We start from the raw sequence: 6,765 nt of genomic DNA on the forward strand, positions 1-6,765 counted from the left end.
AGCAGCAGGCCCACCTGCGGCAGGAAGTGCACGAAGGCCACGAACACGGCGGACACCGAGAACAGCTGACGAGGCAGATACACCTTGCGCACGAGCGGCGCGTTCCCCACGATCGAGCGGGTCGCGTTTCCGAAGGCTTCGTTGAAGAAGTTGATGCCGATGATGCCGCTGAACAGATACACGGGGTAGTTGGGCACGGAATCGCCCAGCCGCATGAACACGCCCATGACGAGCCAGAACACGAGGAACTGCACGGCGGGACGCACGTACGACCATGTCCAGCCGAGCACCGAGTTGCGGTAGCGCGTCGAGACGCCCGTGCGCACGAGCAGCTTCAGCAGGTAGCGCCACCGGACGACGTCCAGCAGACCACGGCTCGTGCCCGGCGTCTCGAACGCGGATCGCGGCACGTTCGCGAACAGATCTCGCGCGGACAGCTCGGGTTCAGTGGGCACGAGAGTTCATCCTAGGACAGCGATCCGGACCGGTTCCTGAAGGCATCACAGATCCGCATGCACCTGCCACACGCGCTCTGCGGCCCCCGCCCACGAGAACGCGCGCGAGCGGTCACGGCCGAGCACGCGCAGCCGTCCCGCATCGCCCGTGAGCGACCGGTCGCTGAGGGCGTCGACCACCGCATCCTCGAGTCCCGCCTCCGGCACCACGATGCCGCCGTCGAGCACGACCTCGCGGTGCACGTCCGAATCGATCGCGACGACGGGCGTCCCCAGAGCCATCGCCTCCAGCACGCGCCACGGCCACGCGCTGCGCGTCGAGGGCGCGATGAGCGCCGCGGCCGCATCGATCGTCGCGGCGCGGTCGCCGCGGTCGAGGCCCGCCCTGGCGTGCACGCGCTGCGCCCCGAGGCCCGAGGCTTCGGCCAACGCGGACACGCCGGCTTCCTCCCCCTCGGGCACGTCGACCACCACGACGTCGAAGGCCGTGGGGGCCGCCGCCCGGAAGCCTGCGGCCAGACCGTCGGATGCGGCGATCCCTCCGGCCAGCACGATGTACGTGGCGGGCAGGCCCAGGTCGCGGCGCCGCGCGGCGGAGTCCGTCGGCGCCGCGAATCCGTCCGGCTGGGCGCCCGCGATCACGCGGACCCGCTCCCCCAGACGCGCGTGCACCTCGAGCCGCTCCGCCATGGCATGCGTCGGCACGATCAGCGCGTCGGCGTAGCGCACCGCCCGACGCAGCATGGCCCGCTCCCACATCGCGGTCGCGCGCGGCAGCTCCTCGGGAGCCTCCCACGCGCGCAGGTCCCACAGCGTCACGACGGTCTGATCATGGTCGTTCACGCGATCGTGGCGCACGAGCGGCGCCATGAGGGTCGGCGAGTGGATCATGCCGCCACCGACTCCCGTCACGACACCGAGCTGCCAGGCGGCCGCGGTCTCGCGGCGCCCCAGGGGCAGGCGACGCCCCTCCGCCACGCCGTCGATCGATGGCAGCTCGCCCGAGGGCGCGAGCGCCTCGACCTCGCACCCGTCGGGCGCGGTCTCCGCGAGCGCCGCCGCGAGCGACCGCGACGCGCGCTCGAGGTCGGAACGGGTCGGAGCGACCAGCTGGTCGAGCACGACACGGAGTCTGACCGTCATGCTCGAAGCGTAGCCAGCCCGCCTCCGAGGAGCCTCACTGCGCAGGCTCGGGCGTCGGGCTCGCGGGGTGCAGCGTGTCGGCGATCAGCTGGCGGATGGCCGGGAAGTCGGGCGCGTCCGGATCGACGAGCGGGGGGATCAGCTCGACCGTGCCGACCGGCTGCTCCTTCGCCTTGAGGCCCAGCTCCACGAAGTAGGACAGCATCGACTGCGGCAGATCCGTCTCGACGATCGCGGTGCCGGCCTCGGCGACATCCTGGAAGCGCGTCAGCACGGTCGTCGGCGTGAACTGCGCGAGGATCGCCTGCTGCAGCTGGCGCTGGCGCTGCATGCGGTCCCAGTCGCTCGTCGTGTAGCGCGAGCGGGCGTACCACTGCGCGGTGTCGCCGTCCATGCGCTGCACGCCGGGCTCGATCCAGCCGATCGCCCACTCCTCGGCGGGCTGGCCCTCGTACGCGGGCCCGCCGCCCTTCGGCAGGCGCTCGGCGACGTCGACCTCGACGCCGCCGAGCGCGTCGATCAGCGCCGCGAAGCCGTGCATGTCGATGAAGACGTAGTACGGGATCTCGATGCCGAGGATGCCCTCCGCTGCGTCCTTCGTCGCCTCGACGCCGGGTGTGGATCCTCGCCCGGCCGCGTCGGGGTAGAGCGCCGCGCCGTCGCGGCACAGCTCCACCTCGGTGCGCAGCTGGTTGATGCCGGAGCTCCAGCCGCACTCGGGATCGGCGACGCCCTCGTGACCGTCGGGATAGAGATCCTGCATGGGACCGGGGCTGAACGGGAAATGCGGCATGTCGCGCGGGATGCCCGTGATGGTCGTGCCGCCCGTCTCCGCGTTGATCGACACGACGGAGATGCTGTCGTAGCGCATCGAGTCGCGCCCCTCACCGCTGTCGGCACCCAGAAGCAGGATGTTGTAGTAGCCGTCGCTGGGGGGCACGGACGGGCCGCTCTCGCCGAAGATCGAGCCGAGGGCGTCACGCGCGGTGCCGACCGAGCTCGCACCGTAGGCGGCGGTGCCGCCCGAGACGACCATGAGCACGATCGCCAGCACGGCGATGCCGATGCGGGCTCCGCCGCGCGTCCTCACGAGCCGGACGAGACGCAGCGTGTCGATGCCGAGGATGACCCACAGGACGCCGTAACCGGCGATCGCCACCTGCGCGATCGTCAGCAGGATGGGGCCGAAGACGGGCGCGAACAGGATCGACGTCACTCCCGGTCGCCAGAGCAGGACGCCCAGGACCAGCAGGATCGCGACGACCCACGCCGTGAGAGTCGCGCCGAGACCGAAACGGCCGAGCCGGCGGCTGCCCGCCAGCACCTGCGCGGATCCCGGCACCAGCCAGCCCAGGATCACGAGCCACCAGCCACGTCGCGTCATGACATCTGGCGTGCCGTCCGGGTAGCGCAGGGGACGCTGCTCGATGAGCGCCCGCCCCCGCGGCGACCGCGCATCGCGGGTGGCCGCGTATGGCCCCGCGCCGACTGCGGTCACAGATCGCCCCTGCTGCCGACGGCCGCCGCGCTCACAGCGAGTCCTTGAGTCGCGTGTTCTTCTCCTCGACCTGGCGCTCGAGGTCGCGCGCGTAGTCCTCCACGCGGTCCGCGATGCCGGGATCGCCGGCGCCCAGGATGCGGGCGGCGAGCAGGCCGGCGTTGCGGGCGCCGTTGATCGACACGGTCGCGACGGGGATCCCCGCGGGCATCTGGACGATGGACAGCAGCGAGTCGAGGCCGTCCAGCGTCGCGAGCTGCACGGGGACGCCGATCACGGGGAGCGCGGTCATGGACGCGAGCATGCCCGGCAGGTGGGCCGCACCGCCCGCGCCGGCGATGATCGCGCGCAGCCCGCGTCCGCGTGCCTCCCGCGCGTAGCGCATCAGCTTGTCGGGGGTGCGGTGGGCCGAGACCACCTCGACCTCGTGGGGGATCCCGAATTCGGTGAGCGCGGTCGAGGCGTCGGCCATCACGCGCCAGTCGGAGTCGGATCCCATGACCACGCCGATCAGGGGGGTGTCGGAGGAGTGCAGCACGCCTTACAGGCTAGGCGGGGAGCCTGGAGTTTCCCGCATGCGACCCGGACTCAGGCCGAAAACCCGCGGCGTCCCCGCCGGTCAGGAGAAGTACTCGGCGGCCGCGCGGGCCTCGTAGACGACGTCCTCGAGGTCGTCGCCGACGGCGTTCACGTGACCCACCTTGCGGCCGGGCCGCGGATCCTTGCCGTACGTGTGGATCTTCGCCGTGGAGTGATCCGCCATGGCGACTGCGAAGCGGTCGGTGAGCCCGCCGCTCGCCGGGCCTCCCAGGATGTTCACCATGACCGCCCAGTCGGCGAGCGGGTCCGTGGCTCCGAGCGGCAGGTCGAGCACCGCGCGCAGGTGCTGCTCGAACTGGCTCGTGACGGCACCGTCCTGCGTCCAGTGCCCGCTGTTGTGCGGGCGCATGGCGAGCTCGTTCACCAGGATGCGCTCGCCCTCGGTCTCGAACAGCTCGACCGCGAGCATGCCGGTGACGTCGAGCCCCTCCGCGATCGTGACGCCCAGCCGCGCGGCCACCTCGAGCATCTTCTCGCTCGCCCGCGGCGCGGGCGCGATCACCTCGGCGCAGACGCCGTCGCGCTGCACCGTCTCGACCACCGGGTACGCGACGACCTCGCCGCCGGCGCGGCGCGCGACCTGCTGAGCGAGCTCACGCGTGAAGGGGACGAGCTCCTCGGCGAGCAGCGGTCCGTCCCAGGACGCGAACCAGTCGGATGCCTCGCTCGCGTGCGACACGACGCGCACGCCCTTGCCGTCATAGCCTCCCCGCGGCGTCTTCACGACCGCGCGGCCGCCGTGATCCTCCAGGAACGCGCGGAGCTCGTCCTCGTCGGCGACCGCCGCCCAGTCGGGCTGCGGCGCGCCGAGTTCGGCGAGGCGGCGGCGCATCGCGAGCTTGTCCTGCGCGAACTGCAGCGCATCGGGACCCGGATGCACGCGCACGCCCGCCTCGACCAGCGCCCGCAGCACGGGCTGCGGCACGTGCTCGTGGTCGAACGTGACGACGTCGACGTCCTGCGCGAACGTCAGCACGGTGTCGGCGTCCTTGTAGTCGCCGATCGCCGTCGCCGCGAGCGAGGCCGCCATGGCCTCACCCTCGGCCAGCACCCGCAGCTCCACCCCGAGTTCGACCGCCGGGGCGATCATCATCCGAGCCAGCTGCCCACCACCGACGACGCCCACGCGCATGCTCATGACTGCGATTCTCTCAGAGCGAGAGCCGTCGCCTCGCGCGCGGAGTCATTCGAGATGGCCCTGAGGGAGGCTTCCCTGCATATCGCGGTGCGCCAGGATCTGGTTCAGCTCGACCTGGTCGGCAAGGACCTCGCCCACCAGGACCGCGTTCGGCACGTCCTCGAGCACGAGCTGACCCTCGACGCCGTCGGACAGCGTCAGGGTCCCGGTGCCGCGCATGCGCTGCAGCACGCCGCGGCGCGTGGCGACCGTGTACCCGCGCGCGTGGGACAGCTCGGTGCGGGAGCGCGACAGCAGTCCGCGCCGGCTGATCACGCGGCGCGTCGTGATCGTGTAGCTGTGCGACAGCCAGGCGAGCAGAGGAAGCACGACGCCCAGCAGGACGAGTGCCGCGGCGGTGGCCAGCAGCATCCAGTCCTGGAAGGGCGCGGGGAGGTTGCCGAGGAGGAAGCCCACAGCACCCGCGACTGCGATCAGCAGCAGCGCCGACCAGACGAGACGCCCGCCGTGCGGGCGCAGCGACGCGATCACGAGCTCGGGAGCGCGCGTGCCCGGCGGCGGCGTGGCGAGACGCGCGGCGGGAGTCGGCTGGCTCATGCCTCCATTGTGCCCACGCCCCCGGACATCCGGGCCCGGGCACGCCGTCAGCGCACGTGCACCACGTCGCCCGCGGAGACGGCTGTTCCGGCGACGACCAGCCGCCCCTCGGCGTCGACGTCAACGGCGACTCCGCGCAGCGCCGCTCCGCCGGGAAGGGACACGGTGACCTCCCGGCCGATCGTGAGGCACAGCGCGCGCACCGCGTCCCGCACCGTGTCCGCGTCCGTCGCGAGCGCGGTCAGCAGCCGGTCGAGCCCGGCGAGGTAGTCGGCGACGAGCAGGTCCTCGTCGCACACGGCTCCGAGCGCCCCGAAGGACGTGGCGGTGGGCACCGGCAGATCCTCCGCGCGCATCGCGGTGTTGACGCCCGAGCCGATCACCACCGACGCGAGATCCGCCGTGCCCTCCGCCAGGATGCCGCAGATCTTCCTGCCGTCGACGAGCACGTCGTTGGGCCACTTCAGGCCGGTCTCGTGCCCCGGCAGCTGAGCCTGCACGGCGGTCGCCATCGCGGCCCCCGCCGCGAGCGGGATCCAGCCGCGCGCCGTGAGCGGCACCTCCGGCACGCGCACGAGCACCGACACGGCCAGCGCCGCGCCCGGGGGCGCCTGCCAGACCCTGTCGAGCCGGCCGCGCCCGGCGCGCTGGTCGCGGGTCAGGAGCACGCTCAGGTGCGGCAGGGCCGCATCCGACTGCGCCGCCGCGACGAGATCGGCGTTCGTCGAGCCTGTCGCCTCGACCTGCCACCACTGCCCCGCCGCGCCGCGCGCCCGCTCGAACTCCACCCTCGAAGCCTAGGGCGGCGCACCGAGCGGACCTCACTGCGCAGAACGACCGCCCGCGCGCGGGCATGGCGACACGCGACACAGGATCGGCGCGGTCGTTGTGCCCGGACGCCAAGTCGCGTGCGAACGCCGTGGATAGGGTGGAACGCGTGACCGAACCGACTGCGCCCGCCGAGAACGTCTCGACCACCGCCGGCAGGATCGCCGACCTCCGTCAGCGCTACAACGAGGCCGTTGTGGACGCCGAGGAGCGCGCGCGCGAGAAGCAGCACGCGAAGGGCAAGCTGACGGCGCGCGAGCGCGTCGAGCTGCTCGTCGACCCGGGCAGCTTCGTCGAGTTCGACGAGTACGTGCGACACCGCACGACGGCCTTCGGCATGGACCGCTCGCGCCCCTACGGCGACTCCGTCGTCACGGGCGTCGGCACGATCCACGGCCGAACGGTCGCGGTCTACGCGCAGGACTTCACGACGTTCGGGGGATCCCTCGGCGAGGTCGCCGGCGACAAGATCGTCAAGATCATGGAGTTCGCCCTGCGGGGCGGCA

At 72.4% G+C, this 6,765-nt stretch carries 8 protein-coding genes; 1 reads left to right on the forward strand and 7 read right to left on the reverse strand.

Annotated elements, in window-relative coordinates:
• From RIF89_RS09475 to RIF89_RS09505, 7 genes are all read right to left on the reverse strand, one after another.
• A partial coding sequence (locus tag RIF89_RS09475) for an ABC transporter permease (protein WP_375294462.1) occupies positions 1-455 on the reverse strand: 455 nt, incomplete at its 3' end.
• Positions 456-500: 45 nt separating this feature from the next.
• Complete coding sequence (locus tag RIF89_RS09480) at positions 501-1,598, reverse strand: glycosyltransferase (RefSeq protein ID WP_309068873.1); 1,098 nt, start codon at positions 1,596-1,598, stop codon at positions 501-503.
• Positions 1,599-1,632: 34 nt separating this feature from the next.
• Positions 1,633-3,096 carry an LCP family protein gene (locus RIF89_RS09485; RefSeq protein WP_375294463.1) on the reverse strand — a complete coding sequence of 488 codons (1,464 nt, stop codon included), beginning with the start codon at positions 3,094-3,096 and terminating at the stop codon, positions 1,633-1,635.
• 31 nt (positions 3,097-3,127) lie between these two features.
• On the reverse strand, positions 3,128-3,595 hold the full coding sequence (purE, locus tag RIF89_RS09490) for a 5-(carboxyamino)imidazole ribonucleotide mutase (protein WP_309068879.1): 468 nt from the start codon (positions 3,593-3,595) through the stop codon (positions 3,128-3,130).
• Between the two features lie 120 nt (positions 3,596-3,715).
• Positions 3,716-4,834 (reverse strand): 5-(carboxyamino)imidazole ribonucleotide synthase, encoded by a 1,119-nt coding sequence (locus tag RIF89_RS09495; RefSeq protein ID WP_309068874.1) that lies wholly within the window; start codon positions 4,832-4,834, stop codon positions 3,716-3,718.
• A gap of 45 nt (positions 4,835-4,879) precedes the next feature.
• Positions 4,880-5,431 (reverse strand): PH domain-containing protein, encoded by a 552-nt coding sequence (locus RIF89_RS09500; RefSeq protein WP_309068875.1) that lies wholly within the window; start codon positions 5,429-5,431, stop codon positions 4,880-4,882.
• A gap of 47 nt (positions 5,432-5,478) precedes the next feature.
• A complete protein-coding gene (locus tag RIF89_RS09505) occupies positions 5,479-6,219 on the reverse strand; it encodes a biotin--[acetyl-CoA-carboxylase] ligase (protein ID WP_309068876.1) in 741 nt (246 codons plus the stop codon).
• Between the two features lie 149 nt (positions 6,220-6,368).
• On the opposite strand from RIF89_RS09505, the gene RIF89_RS09510 reads away from it, so the two are divergent.
• A partial coding sequence (locus tag RIF89_RS09510; RefSeq protein ID WP_309068877.1) for a carboxyl transferase domain-containing protein occupies positions 6,369-6,765 on the forward strand: 397 nt, incomplete at its 3' end.

The sequence above is a fragment of the Microbacterium sp. genome (genome assembly GCF_031178525.1).
Taxonomy (GTDB): Bacteria; Actinomycetota; Actinomycetes; order Actinomycetales; family Microbacteriaceae; genus Microbacterium.